This is a genomic window from Cellulomonas humilata (assembly GCF_030814415.1).
Lineage (GTDB): Bacteria > Actinomycetota > Actinomycetes > Actinomycetales > Cellulomonadaceae > Cellulomonas > Cellulomonas humilata_A.
In genome coordinates, this window is record NZ_JAUSVB010000007.1 from 16,958 (window position 1) to 36,213 (window position 19,256).

At 72.8% G+C, this 19,256-nt stretch carries 16 protein-coding genes; 9 read left to right on the plus strand and 7 right to left on the minus strand.

The genetic code is table 11. The features are described 5' to 3' along the window. Window positions 1-62: 62 nt before the first annotated feature. The 3 genes from J2X26_RS20585 to J2X26_RS20595 are packed head-to-tail and all read right to left on the minus strand — an operon-like array spanning window position 63 to window position 3,081. Complete coding sequence (locus tag J2X26_RS20585) at window positions 63-995, minus strand: type II secretion system F family protein (RefSeq protein ID WP_307494582.1); 933 nt, start codon at window positions 993-995, stop codon at window positions 63-65. Next, on the minus strand, window positions 992-1,855 hold the full coding sequence (locus J2X26_RS20590) for a type II secretion system F family protein (RefSeq protein ID WP_307494583.1): 864 nt from the start codon (window positions 1,853-1,855) through the stop codon (window positions 992-994). Before J2X26_RS20590 ends, J2X26_RS20585 begins: the two co-directional genes overlap by 4 nt. Next, window positions 1,855-3,081, minus strand: coding sequence for a CpaF family protein (locus J2X26_RS20595; RefSeq protein WP_307494584.1), 1,227 nt, complete (start codon window positions 3,079-3,081; stop codon window positions 1,855-1,857). The genes J2X26_RS20590 and J2X26_RS20595 overlap by 1 nt, the downstream gene beginning before the upstream one ends. Window positions 3,082-3,406: 325 nt before the next feature. Between J2X26_RS20595 and J2X26_RS20600 the strand changes: the two genes are divergently transcribed. Together J2X26_RS20600 and J2X26_RS20605 are read left to right on the plus strand one after the other, a co-directional pair. Then, on the plus strand, window positions 3,407-4,279 hold the full coding sequence (locus tag J2X26_RS20600) for a hypothetical protein (RefSeq protein ID WP_307494585.1): 873 nt from the start codon (window positions 3,407-3,409) through the stop codon (window positions 4,277-4,279). Between the two features lie 62 nt (window positions 4,280-4,341). Then, on the plus strand, window positions 4,342-5,262 hold the full coding sequence (locus J2X26_RS20605; RefSeq protein ID WP_307494586.1) for an aldose 1-epimerase family protein: 921 nt from the start codon (window positions 4,342-4,344) through the stop codon (window positions 5,260-5,262). A gap of 29 nt (window positions 5,263-5,291) precedes the next feature. Here J2X26_RS20605 and J2X26_RS20610 read toward each other — a convergent pair whose 3' ends face one another. From J2X26_RS20610 to J2X26_RS20620, 3 genes are all read right to left on the minus strand, one after another. After that, window positions 5,292-6,239, minus strand: coding sequence for a M15 family metallopeptidase (locus J2X26_RS20610; RefSeq protein WP_307494587.1), 948 nt, complete (start codon window positions 6,237-6,239; stop codon window positions 5,292-5,294). 674 nt (window positions 6,240-6,913) lie between these two features. Further along, window positions 6,914-7,957 (minus strand): hemolysin family protein, encoded by a 1,044-nt coding sequence (locus J2X26_RS20615; RefSeq protein ID WP_307494588.1) that lies wholly within the window; start codon window positions 7,955-7,957, stop codon window positions 6,914-6,916. Next, a complete protein-coding gene (locus J2X26_RS20620; protein WP_307494589.1) occupies window positions 7,954-9,273 on the minus strand; it encodes a hemolysin family protein in 1,320 nt (439 codons plus the stop codon). The genes J2X26_RS20615 and J2X26_RS20620 overlap by 4 nt, the downstream gene beginning before the upstream one ends. A gap of 235 nt (window positions 9,274-9,508) precedes the next feature. Here J2X26_RS20620 and J2X26_RS20625 point away from each other — a divergent pair, with 235 nt between their 5' ends. The 5 genes from J2X26_RS20625 to J2X26_RS20645 all read left to right on the plus strand — a co-directional run bounded on the left by J2X26_RS20625 (window position 9,509) and on the right by J2X26_RS20645 (window position 17,236). Continuing rightward, on the plus strand, window positions 9,509-10,300 hold the full coding sequence (locus J2X26_RS20625) for a response regulator transcription factor (RefSeq protein ID WP_307494590.1): 792 nt from the start codon (window positions 9,509-9,511) through the stop codon (window positions 10,298-10,300). Further along, window positions 10,297-11,373, plus strand: a complete 1,077-nt coding sequence (locus J2X26_RS20630; RefSeq protein ID WP_307494591.1) for a sensor histidine kinase — start codon at window positions 10,297-10,299, stop codon at window positions 11,371-11,373. The genes J2X26_RS20625 and J2X26_RS20630 overlap by 4 nt, the downstream gene beginning before the upstream one ends. 41 nt (window positions 11,374-11,414) lie before the next feature. Beyond that, a complete protein-coding gene (locus J2X26_RS20635) occupies window positions 11,415-12,335 on the plus strand; it encodes an ATP-binding cassette domain-containing protein (RefSeq protein WP_307494592.1) in 921 nt (306 codons plus the stop codon). After that, window positions 12,335-13,156 carry an ABC transporter permease gene (locus J2X26_RS20640; RefSeq protein ID WP_307494593.1) on the plus strand — a complete coding sequence of 274 codons (822 nt, stop codon included), beginning with the start codon at window positions 12,335-12,337 and terminating at the stop codon, window positions 13,154-13,156. The genes J2X26_RS20635 and J2X26_RS20640 overlap by 1 nt, the downstream gene beginning before the upstream one ends. Before the next feature lie 288 nt (window positions 13,157-13,444). Next, complete coding sequence (locus J2X26_RS20645; protein ID WP_307494594.1) at window positions 13,445-17,236, plus strand: multifunctional oxoglutarate decarboxylase/oxoglutarate dehydrogenase thiamine pyrophosphate-binding subunit/dihydrolipoyllysine-residue succinyltransferase subunit; 3,792 nt, start codon at window positions 13,445-13,447, stop codon at window positions 17,234-17,236. Window positions 17,237-17,289: 53 nt separating this feature from the next. Here J2X26_RS20645 and J2X26_RS20650 read toward each other — a convergent pair whose 3' ends face one another. Beyond that, window positions 17,290-18,249, minus strand: a complete 960-nt coding sequence (locus tag J2X26_RS20650; protein ID WP_307494595.1) for a GlxA family transcriptional regulator — start codon at window positions 18,247-18,249, stop codon at window positions 17,290-17,292. Between the two features lie 94 nt (window positions 18,250-18,343). On the opposite strand from J2X26_RS20650, the gene J2X26_RS20655 reads away from it, so the two are divergent. Both J2X26_RS20655 and J2X26_RS20660 read left to right on the plus strand, forming a co-directional pair. Beyond that, window positions 18,344-18,514 (plus strand): hypothetical protein, encoded by a 171-nt coding sequence (locus J2X26_RS20655; protein ID WP_307494596.1) that lies wholly within the window; start codon window positions 18,344-18,346, stop codon window positions 18,512-18,514. Window positions 18,515-18,653: 139 nt separating this feature from the next. Continuing rightward, window positions 18,654-19,253, plus strand: a complete 600-nt coding sequence (locus J2X26_RS20660) for a GDSL-type esterase/lipase family protein (RefSeq protein WP_307494597.1) — start codon at window positions 18,654-18,656, stop codon at window positions 19,251-19,253. Window positions 19,254-19,256: the final 3 nt, after the last annotated feature.

Here is a 19,256-nt window from a genome sequence, read left to right on the forward strand (position 1 = left end):
CCCGTCATCGGTTCTCCCTTCATCGGGCGCCGTCGCGGCGCCATGAACGATTCCTGCGTCGGTCACAGACCGACCCGCAGGACCACCATCGAGGGGAAGACGGCGAAGACGACGGTCACCGGCAGGATCAGGAAGACCACCGGGACCATCATCAGCACCTCCTTGCGCCCACCGGTCTCCATGAGGGCGCGACGGCCCTCCTCACGCACGTCCTGGGCCTGCGCGCGCAGGACGTCGGCCAGCGGTGTTCCACGCTCGACCGCCACGGCGACACCCTCGGCGAAGCGCGCGAGCGCGGGCAGCCCGGTCCGGTCGGCCAGGTTGTCCAGCGCCACGGTCAGCGGTGCCCCTGCGCGCGCGTCCGCCAGGGTCCGCGCGAGCTCCGCGGTCAGCTCACCGTGCGTGGACCGCACGACGCGCTCCAGGGCGCCGATGGCCCCCTCGCCCGCGCCGACCGCGAGCGCGAGCAGCTCCGCGATCGTCGGGAGCTCGGTGAGCATCCGGGACTCACGGGCCCGGAGCTCGCGCGTCAACGCCCAGTCGCGCGCGAGCACCGCGGTCAGACCGCAGACCGCGACCAGCACCACGAGGGCGAGCACCCCGCCGCCGCGCGTCGCAGCGAGCACCAGCGCGAGGGCGAGCCCTGCTGCCAGGCCGAGGACGCCCCAGACCACCTGCCCTGCGCGGAACTGCTCCACCGTCTCGGTGCGGCCCGCCCGACTCAGTCGGCGTCGCAGCTCGGCCGTGGGTGAGCCGAGGCGTGTGACCAGCCGGACGGCGTCCGTCATCACCGGGGCGACCAGCCGCTCGACCGTCGCGAACGGTCCCCGCACGCTGGGCGCGCGCAGCAACCCGGACGCGGTGGTCTGCGGGCGCAGGTACGGGGCGAGCCGCTGGTCGAGGCTGATCCGACGGGACCGCAGCCGCAGCACGACGATCGTCAGTCCGAGCCCACCGAGCAGACCCACGAGTGCGCCCACCACACCCGGGCTCACCGCAGCACCCGCGGGTCGTCCGGGAGCCGGGCGATGCGCAGCATGATGAGGTACGCGACGATCGTGCACGCGCCGCCGATGGCGAGGACGGCGAAACCGGCAGGGGTGTCGTACGCGGCCGCGGCCTCCGGTCGCGTGGCCAGCATCGCCAGGACGATCCACGGGGCCGCGACCGCGAGCCGCGCCGCGTACACCGTCCAGCTCTGCCGCGCCTCCAGCTCGCCGCGCGTGCGGACGTCCTCGCGCAGGAACGTCGAGAGGGTCCGCAGGAGCCGGCCGAGATCCGTGCCGCCGACGTCGCGGGTCAGACGCAGAGCCTCGACGATCCTGTCCGCGACGGGGTCCGCGAGCCGGGCCTTGAGCGCGTCGAGGCTCTCACCGAAGCGCCCGGTCGCCCGGTAGTCCTCGGCGAACGCCGTGAACGCCTCGCGCAGCTCCACCGGTCCGCGCTCCCCGATCTGGGCGACGGCCTCCGGCAGCGCCAGCCCGGCGCGGATCCCCGATCCCAGGTGGTCGACGACCTCGGGCCAGAGCTGTCGGAGCCGCGCGCGGCGACGGCGAGCCCGTCCCCGCACGACCGCCCACGGCGCGATCGCGGCGAACACGGCGAAGCACAGCGCGATGGACGGGATCCGCGTCAGCACCGTGCCCAGGAGCAGGACGACCAGGCCGAGCATCACGCTCGTCGCCACGAGCCCTCCGGGCGTCACGCCCGCCACTCCCGCCTGGACCAGGGCGTCCTGGGTCCGGGTGTGCCAGCCGGTGGCACGAGTCGAGGTGGCTCCGGCCGGCTGGGCCCAGAACGACCACCAGATGCAGGCGACCCCGGCCCCGAGCAGCAGCCCGAAGACGACCCCCATCAGCTCCGCCCTCGCAGCAGCGCGGCCAGGTCGATCCCCGTGCGGGCGAACCGCTCGGGGTGCGGAGGGTAGCCGTCGGCCCGGACCAGGTGTCCGTCACGGGCGTGGAACACGTCGGCGGTCTCCACGATCCCCTGCTCGACGCGGCCGGGGACCGCGACGATCTCCCGCACCAGGCGCCGACCACCGGCGTCCAGGTCGAGGTGCACGACGAGGTCGACGGCCGAGGCGACGGTGGGGACCACGAACCGGTCCGACACGTTCTCTCCGGCGAGCAGCGGCAGCGTGCAGAGCTTGGTCAGCGCCTCGCGTGCCGAGTTCGCGTGGATGGTGCACATCGCCGGCACGCCGGCGTTCAGTGCGATCAGCAGGTCGAGTGCCTCAGCCTCGCGCACCTCTCCGACGAGCAACCGGTTCGGCCGCATGCGCAGGGCTTCCTTCACCAGCCGGCGCAGGGGGATCTCGCCTGTGCCCTCCAGACTCGGCTGGCGGCACTGCATCGCCACCCAGTCCCGCGCGACGAGCCGCAGCTCGAAGACCTCCTCGCACGTGATGACCCGCTCCCGGGCCGGGATGGCCCCGGCCAGAGCGTTGAGCAGCGTGGTCTTGCCCGCCTGGGTCCCGCCGGAGACGAGCACGTTGAGCCCGGCACGGACGGCCGCCTGCAGGAACGCGGCCGCGTGCGGCGTCAGCGTCCCGAGCCCGACGAGCTCGTCGAGGGTCGTCGCCCGCACCACGTACTTGCGGATGTTCACGGACCAGTGCCGCCGCGTGACGTCCGGGATCACTGCGTGCAGCCGCTCGCCGCCCGGGAGGCTGGCGTCCACGAACGGGCTGGAGAGGTCGAGCCGGCGTCCCGAGACCTTCAGCATCTTCTCGACGAGGTCCCGGACCTGGCCGTCCGTGAGGATCGTCGTCGTCAGCTCCGCCTCACCGCGCCGCGCGACGAACACCTGCGTGGGCGAGTTGATCCAGATCTCCTCGACCTCCGGGTCGTCGAGGTACTTCTGCAGCGGACCGAGGCCGGCCACCGCGTCGACCACCGACTTGTGCGCGGCCACGGCGTCCACCAGGGGCGGGACCGCACCGACGACCGAGCGCTCGTCGTAGTCGGCGATCGCGTCCGTCACGAGCGCCACGACGCCGGGACGGTCCCGGACGGGGTCGAGCCCCCGCCGCCGGATCAGCTCGCGGACCTCGGTCTCGAGGATCGCCACACCGTCCACGGTGCTCCTCCTCGGCCTGGTCACAGGTGCCCGGTTCATCCGTCATGTCCGGTTGCACGCTCGGCGGAACCCTAGGGGACATCGCGGGGGTGACACATCCCACTGTCCACAGGCGGGACTCCGCGGCGGGCAGGGACCTAGGGCCCACGCCCGGAGCAACCGGCCTTGCGACACTTGTCGTGACATCGAGCAGGAGTTCGACGACCGACGTTCGGCGCTGTCATCCGCGTCGGGCCGGTTCCTGGGCCTGAGCGCCCGCCGACCATCCTGCCGAGCACCTGCGACGGCCCGTCGCACGCACCCCATCGGCCTGAGGACTCGTCCCATGCATGCCCGCACGCTCGCTGCTGCCGCGATCACGGCCGCGCTCGTCCTGCTCCCCACCGCCGCGCACGCCGGCTCCGACAGCCCGACGCCCTACACGGTCACGGCCGCCGGGCTCACGCTTCCCACCGGCACGACGTTCGAGGAGCAGGGCCACATCAACTACCGCGTGACCGCCCTCGACGGCACGGGTGAGCGGACCTTCAACGTCCACCAGGCCGTCCCGCACAACAACGTCTGGCCGGCGGCGGCGTATGTCGGTCAGAGCTACTACGCGTGGACCGACCACCCGTCGTTCGCCGCGGCGTTCCCGGACGGGTACTGCGTCACCTGGGTCCAGGTGAGCCTGTTCGACGAGCACTTCGGCGAGGGCGGGCAGCCCCCCGCCTGCACCGACCCCGGCTCGCCGGTCGACCCGACGGACCCGGTCGACCCGACGGAGCCGACGGAGCCGACGGACCCGACCGACCCGGTCGACCCGACCGACCCGGTCGACCCGACGGACCTGACCGACCCAGTCGTCCCGACGGACCCGACGGACCCGGCCGTCCCGCTCGGCCCGACGGACCCCACGGGCCCCGTGATCCCGACCGACCCCACCGACCCTGCCGTCCCGACGGACCCGACGGATCCCCCCGTCACGGTCGACCCCGGCGAGCCGACGGACACCGTCCTGCCGGTCGACCCCACGGAGCCGGTCTCGGAGGTGCTCGCCACGGACGACGCCTTCCAGAGTGAGGTCCTCGCTGGCCGGCTCGCGTCGACGGGTGGCTCGGCCGGCCCGCTGGTCGTGGCGGGCCTCGTCGCGCTCGTCGGTGGCACGGCCCTCCTGGTGATGGTCGGCCGCCGGGACGACAACGAGACCGAGAGCTGACCGCGACCGGACACGTGGCCCGATCCCCCCGGCTCGTGGGCGGTGCCCACTAGCGTGTGAGCGTGCACACGACTCTCACCACCCCCCTCCCGACCGGCCGCCAGCACGTCCTCGAGCTCGGGGGCCAGCGGGCTGTCGTCACGGCCGTCGGCGCGAGCCTGCGCGAGTACACGGTCGACGGCCGGGACGTCGTCCTGCCGTTCGACGACGCCGACATCGCGCCGGCGTTCTCGGGCGCGGTGCTCGCCCCGTGGCCGAACCGCCTGCGCGACGGCGTGTACTCCTACGACGGGCACGCGTTCGAGGTCCCGCTGACGGAGCACCTCCGGCACACCGCGCTGCACGGCCTCGTCGCGAGCACGACCTTCCAGACGGTCGACGCCGACGCGACGTCCGTGACCCTCGAGCACGTCATCGTCCCGACCCACGGGTACCCGTGGCCGGTGCGCGTACGGCTCATCTACACGCTGACCGACGCCGGCCTGCACGTGTCGGCAGAGGGGACGAACCTCGGCGCGACGACCGCGCCGTACGGCATCGGGTTCCACCCGTGGCTGTCCCCCGGCGACGGCCAGGTGGACGACTGCACGTTGCAGGTCGATGCCGCGCGGCACGTCACGGTCGACGACCGGCTGCTGCCGACGGGGACCGAGCGGGTGGCGGGCGACAGCGACCTGCGCGCCCCGCGCGTCCTGCGCGGCCTCGACCTGGACGACGCGTGGGTCGACGTCGTGCGTGACGCGGACGGGCTGTCGTGGATCCGCCTGGGCTGCCCGGACGGGCGCACGGTCGCGATGTGGGCGGATGCCGCGACCCAGGCCTGGCAGGTGTGCACGGGCGACACGGTCGCGCAGATCTCGCGTCGGGGGGTCGCTGCGGAGCCGATGACCTGCATCGCCGACGCGTTCCGGACCGGGAACGACCTGGTGCACCTGGCGCCGGGCGCCAGCCACACGATCACCTGGGGTCTCGCGCTCCTCTGAGTCGGGACCCGTCGCGGAGGCTACCGGCCTCAGCCGTCATAGTACTCGCCGTCGGCCTGGACGCCCTTGGTGTACTCCCAGTGCCAGCGCTCGTACGGACCGCTGCCACCGGGCTGCGCCCAGGCGGGGTTCTCCCAGCCGTACGTCGGTGCGTTCTCGGTGATCCAGGCCCACTTCGCGCCGGACGTCTGGTCCTGGCAGAGGTCGACGGCCAGTCCCCAGCCGTGGTTGCTCTTGCCGGGGACCGCGGCGAGGCCGCCCTTCTGCGCCTTGACGGCCCGCTGCGCGGCCAGCGTGCGGTAGCCGCCGCTGATGCACAGGTCGCCGCCGAACCGCGCGGCGAACGCCTGGTTGAACTCGGCGAGCGAGACCGCCGCATCCGCTCGCAGCTGCGTGTGGTTGTCCCACAAGTTGCACAGGTCGGAGGTCTTGAGCAGACCGTTCTGGCCGGCGGGGCGCAACGAGCCGTCGCAGCCGGGGAGTGCGGACCGGTCCTCGGTCCGGCTGGCAGCGGCCAGGCCGCGCGCCTGGAGCGCACCGTCGGTCGCCATCAGGGACGTCGGGGGCTGGGCGGCCGCTGCCGACCCGGCCAGCGCCGAGACGGTGCTGGGGAGCGTGGAGTCGGCGAGCGCGTCGGAGCCGAACGCCACCGAGCTGGGCACGAGCCCCTGGCTCACCGGGATGACGACCGTGATGCCCGCCAGGACGCCGAGCACGCCGAGTCGCGCGGCGGCGCGGGTGGGCTTGCGGGAGCGACGCTTGATCGTGCCGTGAGCCGTGACCTCGAGCTCCGGCACGTCCTCGAGCTCCGGTACAGGTGCAGCGAGCACCGGCGCGGCGGGAGCAGGCGCGTCCAGCCGGATCGCCGTGGTGGGCGCAGCGGCCCTGATCGACGTCGGGACCGTGGGCGCCGCGACCGAGCGCGGCGCAGGTGCGAGGGGCGACTCGATGCGTGCGGGCAGGGTGGGGAGCGGCATCGGCGCACGCGAGGCGCTGAACGGCGCGGGAGCCGCAGACTGCCGCGGCGGGGCCGCAGCGGGTGCCGCTGCACGGGCCTGCGGCGGGGGGACCGGTGCGGTGGCGCGGGCAGGCGGGGCGACCGGCGAGGCAGCGCGAGCCTGCGACGGCGTCGGTGAGCCGGCGCGGCCAGGGAGCGAGGCCGTCGGTGACGCTGCGCGGGTCTGCGGTCCGGCGGACCAGGCCGAGCGGGCCTGCGCCGGGGGCGTGGATCGCGCGAGCGCCTCGGTGACCGGCTGGTGCGGTGCGGCGGGTCCGTGGTGCGCCCAGGACGGCACGTGGTGCGCGGCCGGGGAGTCGGGATCCGGTCGCGTGCCGGCCGTGGGGATGGACCCGGACTCCGACCTGCGCTGGGCCTCACGGAGGCTGCGACGGGTGGGGGGTGCCGTCACGGGCTCCTCGCTGTGCGACCCCACGACACCTCCCGTCCGTTCACGCGTCTCTGATCTGCCGCGACGTCGTCGTCGGGTGCGCTGCGGGCGACCCGGCGACGTGCGGTCACGAAACCATAACGGCTCGTCGACACGCATCCAACCCCCTGGACGCGCGTCCAGTCCGAGAATTGGACATTCCGGGCGACACGCGGTGCGACACGCCGACAGAGCGCACGCGATCCCCACATCTGGACCAACGATCAGGACAGCTGGTCCCGCTGCATCGCGTCGCGCACCTCGCCCACGAGCTCTTCGAGGATGTCCTCGAGGAACACGACACCGACGGTCCGGCCGTCCTCGTCCACCCGCGCCAGGTGCGCCCCCGACCGCTGCATGGCCGCGAGCGCGTCCTCCACCTCGTCCTGCGGGCCGACCACCGCGAGCGCCCGCACGCGCCACGGCGGCACGGGCACGGACCGCGCGGGCTCGTCGGCGTAGAGGACGTCCTTGAGGTGCAGGTACCCCGTCGGCACCCCCGCGTCGTCGACCACCGGGAACCGGCTGAACCCGGTCCGGGCGACCAGCCTCTCGACGTCCTCGGGCGTGCTGCCGCCGCCGACGGTCACCAGCGAGCCGGTCCTGATCATGACGTCGGCCGCCGTCTTGTCCGAGAACTCCAGGGCGCCGGCCAGCAGCCCTTGCTCGTCGTCGAGGAGGCCCTCGGCCTGGGACCGCTCGACGATCGACTGGACCTCCTGCGCGGTGAACGCGGAGGCCACCTCGTCCTTGGGCTCGACCCCGACGAGCCGCAGCGCGTGGTTGGCGATCCAGTTCAGCGCAGCGATGATCGGGCGCACGACGCGCGCGACCCAGACCAGCGGCGGGCCGAAGAGCAGGACCGCGCGGTCGGGTCCGGCCACGGCGAGGTTCTTGGGCACCATCTCGCCGAGCACGACGTGCAGGTAGACCACGATCGCGAGCGCGACGACGAACGAGATCGGGTGGGTGAGGCTCTCGCTGACGCCGAGCGCGTGCAGCGGCGCCTCGATGAGGTGGGCGATCGCGGGCTCGGCGACGACGCCGAGGCTCGTCGAGCAGACCGTGATGCCCAGCTGGGCGCACGCGAGCATGAGGGAGACGTTCTCCATCGCCCACAGGACCGTCTTGGCGCGCCGGTCGCCTTCGCGGGCGAGGGGCTCGATGGCGCTGCGGCGGGCGGAGATGATGGCGAACTCGGCGCCCACGAAGAACGCGTTCGCGGCGAGCAGCAGCGCGCCGAGGACCAGCGCGACGGTCGAGCTCATGACTCGTCCTCGTCGTCGGTCTCGACCGCGCGCACGCGCACCCGCTCCACGCGGCGGCCCGCCATGGCCTCGACCTGGAGGAGGACCCGGTCGACGACGATCTCGTCGCCCACGCTCGGGATCCGCCCCAGCTCGAACATCAGCAACCCGCCGAGGGTCTCGTAGGGTCCGTCCGCGGGGACGTGCAGCCCGGTGACCTCGGCCAGCTCGTCGGGGCGCAGCACCCCGGGCAGCTGCCACGAGCCGTCGGCCGACCGGGTGGTGGAGGCCCGTCGGCGGTCGTGCTCGTCCGCGACGTCCCCGACGAGCTCCTCGACGACGTCCTCGAGCGTGACCACCCCGGAGGTGCCGCCGTACTCGTCGACGACCACGGCCATCTGCAGGCCGAGCTCGCGCAGCTCGACGAGCAGGGGGCCCAGGTGCACGGTCTCGGGCACGCGCGGCGCCTCGACCATGAGGGCGGCCGCAGGCACGTCGGACCGGCGCTCGTACGGGACACCGATCGCGCGGCGCAGGTGCACCAGCCCGACGATGTCGTCGCTCGAGTCACCGATGACGGGGAACCGGGAGTGCCCGGTGCGCCGGGCCCGGTCGACGACGTCGGCCGCCGACTCCTCGCGGCGCACGACGACGAGCCGCAACCGGTCCGTCATGACGTCGACGGCGGTGAGCTCGGTGAACTCGATCGAGTTGGTGAGCAGCGTCGCGGTGGACTCGTCGAGCGTGCCGACCTCCGCCGAGCGCCGCACCAGCGCGGCGAGCTCCTGCGGCGAGCGCCCGCCGGACAGCTCCTCGCGCGGCTCGACCCCGAAGCTGCGCAGCAGGGCGTTCGCGCTGCCGTTGAACGCGACGATCAGCGGTCGCAGGGCGCTGGTGAACCCGCGCTGCAGCGGCGCGACCATGCGGGCGGTGGGCAGCGGCCGGCTGATCGCCAGGTTCTTGGGGATGAGCTCGCCGACGACCATCGAGAAGCCGTTCACCAGGATGATCGCCAGGATGCCGGCGACGATGCCGCCGACCACCTGACCGAGCACGGACTCCTCGAGCGGGAGCTGCAGCAGCCGGACGACGGCGGGCTGCGTGGTGTACCCGAGCAGGACCGTGGTCAGGGTGATGCCGAGCTGGGCGCCGGACAGCTCCGTCGACAGACGGCGCAGCGCCTTGAGGACCGATTGGCTGCGCCGGTCGTCGGGCGAGGTCTGGCTCTCGACCAGACCCGGGTCGAGCGTCACGAGCGAGAACTCGCTGGCGACGAACACCGCGGTACCGAGCGTGAGCAGGATGCCCAGCCCGACCAGGAGCCACTCGATCAGCACGCCGGGCCGCCGGCCTCACGACGAGCGCCGACCCGGAGGTCGGCGCTGGTGAGGACAGGAGAGAAGAGGAAGAGGTGGCCGGCATGGTCTCCTCCGGGCGCATCGGCCCGGGAGTGACGCCGGCAGCGACTTGAGCTGCTCATGGTGGGCTCGATCATACGGGCGGCCACGCGTCTTCACACGGCCCGACCATCAACAGAGAGTGATCCGTGCGTCGCTGTGCCACCCTGGCGACATGGCGAACGTGAGCGGTGGGCCGACGACGGCCGGCGGAGCTGCCGGCACGACGGTCCTGGTGGTGGAGGACGAACCGGCGATCGCGCAGGCGATCGTGCACCGGCTCTCGGCGGAGGGCTGGACGGTCGAGGCGGTCGGCGACGGGCTCGCCGGGGTCAGTGCGGCATCGCGGCTGCGACCGGACGTCGTGGTGCTCGACGTGATGCTCCCCGGCATCGACGGCCTCGAGGTGTGCCGACGGATCCAGGCCGAGCGTCCGGTCCCCGTGCTGATGCTCACCGCGCGGGACGACGAGACGGACATGCTGATCGGTCTCGGCGTCGGCGCCGACGACTACATGACGAAGCCCTTCTCGATGCGCGAGCTGGTGGCGCGCACCAAGGCGCTGCTGCGTCGCACCGAGCGAGCCACGCGGGCCGCAGAGATGGCGTCCGCCGAGCAGCCCGACCCCCCGCTCGTCCTCGGCGACGTCACCGTCGACCGTGCTCAGCGGCGCGTCCTGCGCGGGGACACCGAGGTGCACCTGACCCCGACGGAGTTCGACCTCCTGCTCGCCCTGGCGGCGACACCGCGCACGGTCCTGACCCGGGAGCGGCTGCTCGCGGAGGTGTGGGACTGGGTCGACGCCAGCGGCACCCGGACGGTCGACTCCCACATCAAGGCGCTGCGCCGCAAGCTCGGCCCGGACCTGATCCGCACGGTGCACGGCGTCGGGTACGCGTTCGAGCCGAGCGACGGCACCACCGGGGCCGACGGGCCCAGCGGGGCGAGCGTCCCCGAGGGCGCGTGAACGCACCCCGGCACGTCCGCGGCGAGTTCGCCAAGTCGCGGCTCCCGGACATCCGGCCGCTGGACCGGCTGAGCTCGATCAAGATCAAGCTCGGCGTGCTCGTCGCGGCCACCGTGACCGCGGCCGCGTTCATCACCTGGCTGGGGCTCTACAACCACCTGGGTCCGTCGCGGACGCTGCCCATCGCGATCGTCGGGTCGCTGATCGTCACGCAGCTGCTGGCGCGGGGCATGACGTCGCCGCTCCGGGAGATGACCTACGCGGCACGACGGATGGCCGCCGGCGACTACAGCCGTCGCGTCCAGGCGACCAGCCTGGACGAGGTGGGCCAGCTGGCGGACGCGTTCAACATGATGGCCGACGACCTCGAGCAGGCCGACGTGTTCCGGCGCGAGCTCATCGCCAACGTCTCCCACGAGCTGCGGACGCCGGTGACCGCGCTGCAGGCCCAGCTCGAGAACATCGTCGACGGCGTCACGGAGGCGGACCCAGCGACCATGCAGGCGGCGCTGGCGCAGACCGAGCGCCTCGGCCGGCTGGTGACCTACCTGCTGGACCTGTCGCGGCTGGAGGCGGGCGACGTCCCGCTCGAGATCCTCGACGTGCGGCTGCAGGACTTCCTGGAGGAGGCGGCCGAGGGCGCGATGCTCGTCGGTGCCGCCAAGCGGCTGACCTTCCCGGTCGTCGTCGAGCCGGCGGACCTCACCGTCCCCGCCGACCCGGACCGTCTGCACCAGGTCGTCGCGAATCTCCTCCACAACGCGGTGCGGCACTCCCCCGCCGACGACGAGGTGCGGCTCGAGGCGCGGCTGGTGGGTACCGAGGTGCGCATCGACGTGGTCGACCACGGCCCGGGCATCTCCCTCGAGCAGCGCCCGCACGTGTTCGAGCGGTTCGTGCGCGGCAACAACCCGGCGGTCACCGGTCAGGTCTCGACGGGTGGCACCGGACTGGGTCTGGCGATCGTGCGGTGGGCGGTCGAGCTGCACGGCGGGCGGATCGAGGTCGCGGACACCGATGTCGGCTGCACGATGCGAGTGACCCTGCCCGCGGTCAGCCGGACCGCCGCCTGACCTTGTGTTCTAGTCCCGCTAGAACACTAGGCTCTGGGGGCATGACCTCCGACGGCACGATCCTCGTCGAGCACCTCTCCAAGTCCTTCGGCCCGGTCCGTGCGGTGGACGACCTCTCCTTCCAGGTCGCCCCCGGCCGCGTCACGGGCTTCCTCGGACCGAACGGGGCCGGCAAGACCACGACGCTGCGGATGCTGCTCGGGCTCGTACGGCCGACGACGGGCACCGCGACCATCGGCGGGCAGACCTACGCCCAGATCCGCCGGCCGCTGCGCACGGTCGGGGCAGCGCTCGAGGCGGCCAGCTTCCACCCCGGCCGCACCGCGCTCGACCACCTGCGGCTCTACACCCCGCAGATCGGCGTCCCCGACGCGCGCGCCGGGCAGGTGCTCGAGCTCGTCGGCCTGTCCGCCGCGGCCGACCGTCGCGTCGGCGGCTTCTCGCTCGGCATGCGCCAGCGCCTCGCCCTGGCGACGACCCTGCTGGGCGACCCCCGGGTCCTCCTGCTCGACGAGCCCGCCAACGGCCTCGACCCGGAGGGCATCCGCTGGCTGCGCGGCTTCCTGCGCATGCTCGCCGGCGAGGGACGCACCGTGCTGGTGTCCAGCCACGTCCTGTCGGAGGTCGAGCAGACGGTCGACGACGTCGTCATCATCGCCCGCGGCCGGCTCGCGCACGCCTCGTCGCTGCCCGACCTCGCCCGCATGGCCCGCGTCCAGGTCCGGGCGGTCTCGCCCGACGCGGCCGGGCTCGCCGCCCTCGTCGAACGCTCGGCGTGGACCCGCACCGACGCGGGTGACCCGCGGGTCGCCGACCTCTGGGACGTCGACGCCGCCGCGGTCGGTGCCGCCGCGTTCGCCGCGGGCGTCGAGCTGCACGAGCTGACCAGCCGGGACCCGGGCCTCGAAGGGCTGTTCCTCCAGCTGGTCGGCGCTGTCGAGACCGCCGAGGTGGCTGCCTGATGCGCGCCGCCCTGGTCACCGAGTACCGCAAGCTCGTCACCACCCGGCTGTGGTGGATCCTCCTGCTCTGCATGGTCGTCTACATGGGGTTCCTGTCCGCCGTCCTCGGCTGGGGCATCTCACAGGGTGGCGGGATGGCCACCACCGGTCCCGACGGCGGAGGGCAGGACGACCTCGCGCTGGCGCCGGACGCCGTGGTGCGGGCCGTCTACACGGTCGCCGTGACGTTCGGCTACGTCTTCCCGCTGCTGGTCGGCGCGCTCGCGGTCGCCTCGGAGTTCCGGCACCAGACCATCACCCCGACTCTGCTCGCCGAGCCGCGCCGGACGGTCCTCGTGTCCGCCAAGGTCCTCTCCGCGGGCGTCCTGGGCCTGGTGTACGGCGTGGTCGGCACGCTCGCCGCCGTCGGGGCGGGCGCGGCGGTGCTGACGCTGCTGGGCCAGCCGACCTTCCTCGACCAGGCATCGACGTGGCGGACCGTCGCGCTGTCCGCGCTCGCGCTCGGTCTGTGGGCGATCGTCGGCGTCGGCTTCGGCTCCGTGCTGACCAACCAGGTCGCGGTGATCGTGGTGGTCCTCGCGTTCACGCAGTTCGTCGAGCCGGTCCTGCGGTTCGTGCTGGCACTGACCAGCTGGGGACCCGACGTCGCCGCCTACCTGCCGGGCGCCGCCGGGGAGGCCGTCTCGGGCGGCAGCTTCTACTCCGAGACCGGCGTGGGGTCGCTGCTCGAGTGGTGGCAGGGCGCCCTGGTGCTGCTCGCGTACGGGGTCGGACTGGCGGCGATCGGCCGCGTGACCACCTTCCGCCGCGACATCACCTGAGCTGCGCGGGGCGCCCACCGGCCCGCAGCTGGACGCGCGTGCACAACCATGACCTCGAAGGGGTGCCGACAACCTCGTCTTGAGCGGCGGCGAACTGGCACGTTGCCCCGTGTTGACCCGCGTGTGCCGACCAGGTGAAGACCGTTGCGGATCCGTCCCGAACCACCGTCCTGAGGCGGGGCGGAGCGCCTGCAGGCCGTAGTGTTGTCATCAACAGAAGTAGCAGTCGGACTAGCAGAGGCGCGGTCACGAACCGCAGCGGAAGTGGGCGATCCCAGCGTGACCCAGATGGCGGATCCTGACTCGACGCGTGCCGTTTTCGGTGCCAACGAGTGGCTCGTGGACGAGCTGTTCGAGCAGTATCAGAAGGACAAGAACTCGGTCGACCCGGCGTGGTGGGACTTCTTCGAGGGCTACAAGCCCGACGAGGCCTCCACCAACGGCTCGACCACGGCGACCACCCCCGTCGCGGCACCCTCGAACGGCGTCCCGAGGCCCGCCACCGCACCCCGCGGCGCGCACGCGGCCCCGGCTCCGCCGGCTGCTCCTCCGGCCGCTCCCGCTGCGATCGCGCCCGCCAAGGCCGCGGCGACGTTCGTGGAGCCGCCCCCGGTGACGTCCCCGATCGCGACCGCCCAGCCGGCGACCGCCCCGTACGCCCAAGTCGCCCAGGTCGCCCAGCAGCCCTCCGCCGCCGACGAGGCCGAGTCCGCGGACGACGTGCAGAAGCTGCGCGGGCCGGCCGCCCGCGTCGTGACGAACATGGAGGCCTCCCTCGAGGTCCCGACGGCCACCTCGGTGCGCGCGATCGCCGCGAAGCTGATGGTCGACAACCGCATCGTCATCAACAACCACCTCGCCCGTGGCCGCGGCGGCAAGATCTCGTTCACGCACCTCATCGGCTACGCGATGGTCGAGGCGCTGGCCGAGATGCCGGCGATGAACACCTCGTACACGGTGGCCGACGACAAGCCGAGCGTCCTGACGCCCGCGCACGTCAACGTCGGCATCGCGATCGACCTGGCCAAGCCGGACGGCACCCGGCAGCTGCTCGTCCCGTCGATCAAGAAGTGCGAGACGCTCGACTTCGCCGGCTTCTGGTCCGCGTACGAGGACGTGGTGCGCCGCGCCCGCGGCAACAAGCTCACGGTCGAGGACTTCGCGGGGACCACGATCTCGCTGACCAACCCCGGCACCATCGGCACGGTCCACTCGGTCCCGCGCCTCATGCAGGGGCAGGGCACGATCATCGGTGTCGGCGCCATGGACTACCCCGCAGAGTTCGCGGGGACGTCCGAGGACGCGCTGAACAAGATGGGCGTCTCCAAGGTGCTGACGCTCACCTCGACGTACGACCACCGGATCATCCAGGGCGCCCAGTCCGGCGACTTCCTGCGGATCATCGGCCGCAAGCTGCTGGGTGAGGACGGCTTCTACGACCGCGTCTTCGCGTCGCTGCGCGTGCCGTACGAGCCGGTCCGCTGGGTGCGCGAGACCGCCGACGCCGACGCCGACGCCATCAAGCCGGCGCGGATCGCGGAGCTCATCCACTCCTACCGGTCGCGCGGCCACCTCATGGCCGACACGGACCCGCTGGCCTACCGCCAGCGCAAGCACCCCGACCTGGACGTGCAGACGCACGGCCTGACCCTGTGGGACCTCGATCGGACGTTCCCGGTGGGCGGCTTCGGCGGCAAGCCCCGCGCCAAGCTCCGCGAGGTGCTCGGCCTGCTGCGCGACTCGTACTGCCGCACGGTGGGCAGCGAGTACATGCACCTGCAGGACCCGCGGCAGCGGCGCTGGCTCCAGGAGCGCCTCGAGTCCGGGTACGCCCGCACGCCGCGCGAGGACCAGCTGCGCATCCTGCGCCGGCTCAATGCGGCGGAGGCCTTCGAGACCTTCCTGCAGACCAAGTACGTCGGCCAGAAGCGGTTCTCGCTCGAGGGTGGCGAGTCGGTCATCGCCCTGCTCGACGCGATCCTGTCCAAGGCGGCGAACAGTGGCCTGGACGAGGTCGGCATCGGCATGGCCCACCGTGGCCGGCTGAACATCCTGGCGAACATCGCCGGGAAGTCCTACGCGCAGATCTTCAGCGAGTTCGAGGGCAACCAGGACCCCAAGTCGGTCCAGGGCTCGGGCGACGTGAAGTACCACCTGGGCACCGAGGGCACGTTCACGGCGGAGTCCGGCGCGACGACCGCGGTGTACCTGGCCGCCAACCCGTCGCACCTCGAAGCGGTGGACCCGGTGCTCGAGGGCATCGTGCGCGCCAAGCAGGACCGCATCGACCTCGGCGGCGACGGGTTCTCCGTGCTGCCGATCCTCATCCACGGTGACGCGGCGTTCGCGGGGCAGGGCGTCGTGTTCGAGACGCTCAACCTGGCGCAGCTGCGCGGGTACCGCACCGGCGGCACCATCCACGTCATCATCAACAACCAGGTCGGCTTCACCACGGGCCCGTCCTCGTCCCGCTCGTCGCAGTACGCGACGGACGTGGCCAAGGGCCTCCAGGTGCCGATCTTCCACGTCAACGGGGACGACCCCGAGGCGTGCGTGCGGGTGGCTGAGCTGGCGTTCGAGTACCGCGAGCAGTTCGACCGCGACGTCATCATCGACATGGTCTGCTACCGCCGCCGTGGTCACAACGAGGGCGACGACCCGTCGATGACGCAGCCGCTCATGTACAACCTCATCGAGGCGAAGCGCTCGGTGCGCAAGCTCTACACCGAGACCCTGGTGGCGCGCGGCGACCTGACGATCTCCGACGCCGAGCAGGCGCTGCAGGACTACCAGCAGCAGCTCGAGCGGGTGTTCACGGAGACGCGCGAGGACGGCTACGCGCCGACCCCGCCGGAGGCCGAAGCCGTCAAGGGCCTGGAGCGCCCCGAGTCGCAGCTCGAGGACGCGGGCGTCATGGTCGGCTGGAAGACAGCCGTCGACGCCGGCACCCTGCAGCGCATCGGCCGCGCGCACGTGCGCCCGCCGGAAGGCTTCACGGTCCACCCGAAGCTGGCGCAGCTGCTGGCCAAGCGCGAGGCGATGTCCCGCGAGGGCGGCATCGACTGGGGCTACGGCGAGCTGCTGGCGTTCGGGTCGCTGCTGGTCGAGGGCACCCCGGTGCGCCTCGCCGGGCAGGACTCGCGTCGCGGCACCTTCGTGCAGCGGCACGCGGTCATGCACGACCGCGACACCGGCGCCGAGTGGACGCCCCTGCTCTACCTGTCGGCCGACCAGGCGAAGTTCTGGGTCTACGACTCGTCGCTGTCGGAGTACGCGGCCCTCGGGTTCGAGTACGGGTACTCGGTCGAGCGCCCGGACGCCCTGGTGCTCTGGGAGGCGCAGTTCGGCGACTTCGTCAACGGCGCCCAGACGATCATCGACGAGTTCATCTCGTCGGCCGAGCAGAAGTGGGCGCAGCGCTCGTCGGTCGTCCTCCTGCTCCCGCACGGGTACGAGGGCCAGGGCCCGGACCACTCGTCGGCACGCATCGAGCGGTTCCTGCAGCTCGCGGCCGAGGACAACATGACGATCGCACAGCCGTCGACGCCCGCGTCGCACTTCCACCTGCTGCGCCGTCAGGCCTACGACCGCCCGCGTCGCCCGCTCGTCGTGTTCACGCCCAAGTCGATGCTGCGCCTGAAGTCGGCGTCGTCCGGCGTCGAGGACTTCACGTCGGGCACGTTCCGCACGGTCATCGGCGACGACCTCGCCGCCGCCAAGGCCGGGCAGGTCACCCGTGTGCTGCTCTGCTCGGGCAAGGTCTACTGGGACCTGCTCGCGCACCGCGTGAAGACGGGCGACGAGCACACGGCGATCGTGCGGCTGGAGCAGCTCTACCCGCTCGACACGGAGGCGGCCCGCGCCGCGGTAGCGCCGTTCGACGGTGCCGAGCTGGTGTGGGTGCAGGACGAGCCGCGCAACCAGGGCCCGTGGACGTTCCTGTCCATGCACCTGCCGCAGCTGCTCAACCGCACGCTCCGGGTGGTCTCCCGCAAGGAGTCGGCGTCGCCGGCCGCGGGGTCGGCCAAGAAGCACCAGGCCCAGCAGGCGAACCTCGTCGAGACCGCGTTCGCGCGCTGACGACACGCTGACCGAGAGCCGCATCCCCAACGGGGGATGCGGCTCTCGGCGCGTCAGGAGACGGGTGCGGGCGCGAAGGTCCTGCGGTAGGCCTGCGGGCTGGTGCCGAGCGTCCGCGCGAAGTGGTGCCGCAGGACCGCAGCGGTACCGAAGCCGCACAGCCGCGCGATCTCCTCGATGCTCGCATCGGAGCGCTCGAGCATCTCCTGGGCGCGGACCACGCGCTGCCGGGTGACCCAGGCGGCCGGCGTGGTCCCGGTCTCGGCGCGGAACCGGCGGGCGAACGTCCGCTCCGACACGAACGCGCGGGCCGCGAGGTCGGGCACGCTCAGCTCCTCCTCGAGGTTCTCGACCATCCAGGCCAGCAGCGGGGCCAGGGTGTCGGCGTCGCACGGCAGCGGCGTGTCGACGTACTGCGCCTGGCCGCCGTCGCGGTGCGGCGGCACGACCATCCGGCGGGCGATCGCCGACGCGGTGGCGGCCCCGAGCTCGCGGCGCACGAGGTGCAGGCACGCGTCGATGCCGGCCGCGGTGCCCGCGCTGGTGATCACCCGGTCGTCGTCGACGTAGAGCACGGCCGGGTTCACGCGGGCCTGCGGGAACGTCCGGCTCAGCTCGTCGGTGTACATCCAGTGCGTGGTGCACTGGCGGCCGTCGAGCAGGCCGGCCTGCCCGAGTGCGAACGAGCCGCTGCAGATGCTCAGCACCCACGCCCCGCGCGCGTGCGCGTCCCGCAGGGCGTCGAGCACGACCTCGGGCACCGGCCCCGAGCTGCCGTACGCGGGGACGATGACCAGGTCGACGTCGCGCGTGGCCTCCAGGCCGTGCTCGACGACGATCGAGAAGTAGCCGGCGTCCTTGGTCTTCACGATCCCGGGCTCGATGCCGCAGATCGTGAAGTCGAACGCGGGTCCGCCCGTGTCACGACGGTCGATGCCGAAGACCTCGCACGCGACCCCCAGCTCGAAGGGCGCGACGTTCGGCAGGACGATGACGGCGACGGATCGGAGCATGCTGCCAGCATCCGACGTCGCCTGGCAGAATGTCAACGGTCATCGTCAGTTCTGCCACTCGTGGCGCGTTATCGTCGGGCGCAGACTTTCTGCCATGACCACCTTCTGGATCGTCCTCGCACTCGTCGTAGCGGCCTGGCTGGTCGCCCGTCTCGTCGTCGCGCTGCGCGCCGACGGGCTCGGCAGCGTTCGGCCGCCCGCCTCCCACGCCGACTGGTCGGACGCTGTGTCCGACCTGCCGAGCCACCCGTACCGCAGCGCCTGACGGACCCACCGCCCTTCACCCACTCCCCCCACGACAGGCCCGCCGATGAACCCGCGGACGTCGCTGCACCCTGAGAGACTGTGCGGCGACGGCCGTCTCCCGACGGCCCGTCGGGGTCGGACGGCGAGAGGTGACGCACGTGGGAGAGCTGCCGCTGCGACTGGCGGTGGTCGGTGACGAGCTCGTCGCCGGCGCAGGCGACCCCAAGGGGCTGGGCTGGGTGGGTCGCGTGACCGCCCGGACGCCGACCCCGGACCCGCTCACCGTCCTGACGCTCGCGGTGCCGGGCGAGACCAGCACCGAGCTCGGCGCCCGGTGGGACGACGAGGCCTCGCGTCGCTGGTCGCCCGACACCGACAACCGCCTGGTGGTCGCCCTGGGCCGCGCCGACGTCGCCGCCGGCCTCTCCCTGGCCCGCAGCCGGCTCAACCTCGCCAACATCCTCGACGTGGCGGACCAGCGCCGGATCCCCGCGTTCGTCGTCGGCCCGCCGCCGGGCGCCACAGCGGACAGCGAGAAGCTCGCCGACCTCTCCGCGGCGTTCGCGGACGTGGCCGCCCGGCGGCGCGTGCCGTTCGTGGACACCTACACCCCGCTGGCCGCGCACGACCAGTGGCTGGGCGACCTCGCCGCCGGCGACGGCATCCTGCCAGGTCAGGCCGGGTACGGCCTGATGGCCTGGCTGGTGCTGCACACCGGCTGGCACGCCTGGCTCGGCCTGCCGGACGACGGCGCCTGACCT

What these genes read in the sequence shown, in the direction of transcription:
- J2X26_RS20590 (WP_307494583.1), bottom strand. Translation starts at nt 1,855, where the DNA reads ATGGGGGTCGTCTTCGGGCTGCTGCTCGGGGCCGGGGTCGCCTGCATC.
- J2X26_RS20600 (WP_307494585.1), top strand. Translation starts at nt 3,407, where the DNA reads ATGCATGCCCGCACGCTCGCTGCTGCCGCGATCACGGCCGCGCTCGTC.
- J2X26_RS20610 (WP_307494587.1), bottom strand. Translation starts at nt 6,239, where the DNA reads ATGCCGCTCCCCACCCTGCCCGCACGCATCGAGTCGCCCCTCGCACCT.
- J2X26_RS20615 (WP_307494588.1), bottom strand. Translation starts at nt 7,957, where the DNA reads ATGAGCTCGACCGTCGCGCTGGTCCTCGGCGCGCTGCTGCTCGCCGCG.
- J2X26_RS20625 (WP_307494590.1), top strand. Translation starts at nt 9,509, where the DNA reads ATGGCGAACGTGAGCGGTGGGCCGACGACGGCCGGCGGAGCTGCCGGC.
- J2X26_RS20635 (WP_307494592.1), top strand. Translation starts at nt 11,415, where the DNA reads ATGACCTCCGACGGCACGATCCTCGTCGAGCACCTCTCCAAGTCCTTC.
- J2X26_RS20640 (WP_307494593.1), top strand. Translation starts at nt 12,335, where the DNA reads ATGCGCGCCGCCCTGGTCACCGAGTACCGCAAGCTCGTCACCACCCGG.
- J2X26_RS20645 (WP_307494594.1), top strand. Translation starts at nt 13,445, where the DNA reads ATGGCGGATCCTGACTCGACGCGTGCCGTTTTCGGTGCCAACGAGTGG.
- J2X26_RS20650 (WP_307494595.1), bottom strand. Translation starts at nt 18,249, where the DNA reads ATGCTCCGATCCGTCGCCGTCATCGTCCTGCCGAACGTCGCGCCCTTC.
- J2X26_RS20655 (WP_307494596.1), top strand. Translation starts at nt 18,344, where the DNA reads ATGACCACCTTCTGGATCGTCCTCGCACTCGTCGTAGCGGCCTGGCTG.